This window comes from Coprococcus sp. ART55/1, assembly GCF_000210595.1.
GTDB lineage: Bacteria > Bacillota > Clostridia > Lachnospirales > Lachnospiraceae > Coprococcus > Coprococcus aceti.
In genome coordinates this window covers 2,756,462-2,758,564 of the sequence record NC_021018.1, presented here as the reverse complement: position 1 = coordinate 2,758,564, position 2,103 = coordinate 2,756,462, and the positions used below count along the sequence as shown (strand labels likewise).

Below are 2,103 nucleotides of genomic sequence, written 5' to 3'. Positions count from 1 at the left end.
TAAAGGAGCGACTTTGTCCTTCTGGATGAGAAGAATGATTGTTGAGCCACCAAACTCAAAATAGCCCTTTTCCTCTCCTCTTCTGACATCCGTGGAATCCACATACCTGTTAACTATACGACCAACCAGAAGTGCTCCAACCTCCATATCAATGATGGTTCCCGCATCCTGCGTCCTTATAAGACAATACTCTCTGGTATTTTCTTTGTAAATGTCGTAATATTCACTGGCTATAGGGTTAACTGTGTGATATAAGCCTTCTATACGTCTGACATCAGACTGCTTTCCAGACACGTTATATATGTATCTGTGATAATCATCGACACACAGTCTGAACAGCCACAATTTTCCACCTCTGTAGTGTCTCGCAAGCTTTTTGTCCCTGAGGAGGGATGCCACCGTGTACTCTGAATCCTTTATATTGAAAGTCTGTCGTTCTGTGTCTTCTATATCATATACCGTAAGCCTGCTGTCACATGGACTCACAAAACCTTCATCGGTCATATCTATGGTCCTTGCTCCCGGCACCAGCTTTCTCTTGAAGAAATCGTTATATGAGTCAAACTCATTCTTCTGACACACAGATATATCAATATCATTTTTCTTAATGAATGGATTGATCATGATTCTGGATAATCCAGTGTCCATGAATCTTCCCACAAGCTTTGACACCTCTGGTCTGATCAGCCATCCCAGCACCATACGACCCGCTCTGTTGCCATATAACAGGCGCAGGACTCTGTCCTGTGTCGATACGCACTCATTATGTTTTGATCTTTTGTATATTGCATATTTGTTCTTTATCATATCTTATACATCATCCTTCATCGCTTCTGTATATCCGGTATAGCCAAATTACTTCTATATCTTTTATTTTCCATAGCTCCTATACACTTATAATAGAAGGGATATAAAATAAGGAATAGTTATGATATGACGTCTGACCATGTATCTTATCATAAGCCAAACTACGGCAACTGCCACAATGACAATTATCACCATAAGTTCCTTTGTGGTTGGCTTAGGGAATCTGAAATCTGTTATGAAAAGTATCATTGCAAGTATCATGATTCCATGAAGCAGAATTGGGAAAGAGAACCCAAGCAAAGGTGACGTAACGTATATTATAGGAAGCCCCACCGATATTGCGGTGATCGGCATTCCATGGAAATACTTTCTTCCATCCGGCTGCTCTATGACCTCAGCATCATCATCGTCATTGTTCTTCTTCTCCTCGAGCACGTTATAGTATGCAAGTCTTATCATTCCAGCCAGACAGTACAGTGCAAGAATAACCATTCCAAACGGCGTGTTCATTCCTGAATACCAGCACAATACAACAGGAAAAACTCCAAAACTCACCAGGTCACAGAGAGAATCTATCTGGATACCAAATCTCTTCTCATCCATAGTCCTATCCTTCTTGCTCCTTGCGACTTTTCCGTCAAATGCATCAAACAGACCGGAAAGTGCAAGACACAATATTCCTATGCTAAGGTGTCCGGTAAATGTAAAGAACATGCCTGTGATAGATGACACCAGGCTCATATATGTCAAAATAACTGTATAATTATAAAATCCTACCATGTGTGAAATACCCCGTTTTTTTCTTTTATACTTGCAAAAAGCACGTATGAATCAAATTATACACAATTACTTGACATAAAACCACATCTTTTTGCAAATCTTTCATACAATTAATCCTTTGAAGCTGTTTTCCATACACACGGTCCCCCAGCCTGTATATCTGTTCGGGTAACTGCCCAGTGATCCGAGAGGCTTTGCTCCCCTTATAAGCTGAGCCTTAACCCTCTCTCCGTACATATATGGATCGTTCCCCAGGACTATCCCCCATTCCATGATAAGTGCCGCACAGCCAGACACAAATGCCGCCGCCAGCGATGTGCCATCGGCATTTCCGTATCCATACTCACCATAGCTGACAGTCACTCCGACACCCGGAGCTGCAATATCCGGTTTTATGGCATTATCCGACGTAAAACCCCTGCCTGAAAATCCCGTTATGGATGCATTTACCTGATCATAGGCAGCCACCGTTATTATATTTGATGCCGTACCCGGGATCGTGAGGGTTCCATACAC

At 42.0% G+C, this 2,103-nt stretch carries 3 protein-coding genes; all 3 read right to left on the bottom strand.

The window, feature by feature from the left end:
• Nucleotides 1–807 (bottom strand): phosphatidylserine decarboxylase (locus CCU_RS12400; RefSeq protein WP_208896245.1); only part of this gene is annotated, 807 nt, incomplete at its 3' end.
• Nucleotides 808–894: 87 nt separating this feature from the next.
• Complete coding sequence (locus CCU_RS12395) at nucleotides 895–1,587, bottom strand: CDP-alcohol phosphatidyltransferase family protein (protein ID WP_015534898.1); 693 nt, start codon at nucleotides 1,585–1,587, stop codon at nucleotides 895–897.
• 102 nt (nucleotides 1,588–1,689) lie between these two features.
• A partial coding sequence (locus CCU_RS12390) for a S8 family serine peptidase (protein ID WP_208896244.1) occupies nucleotides 1,690–2,103 on the bottom strand: 414 nt, incomplete at its 5' end.

Bases quoted from the DNA above. Each gene is read 5' to 3' on its own strand.
- CCU_RS12395 (WP_015534898.1), bottom strand. From the start codon at position 1,587: ATGGTAGGATTTTATAATTATACAGTTATTTTGACATATATGAGCCTG.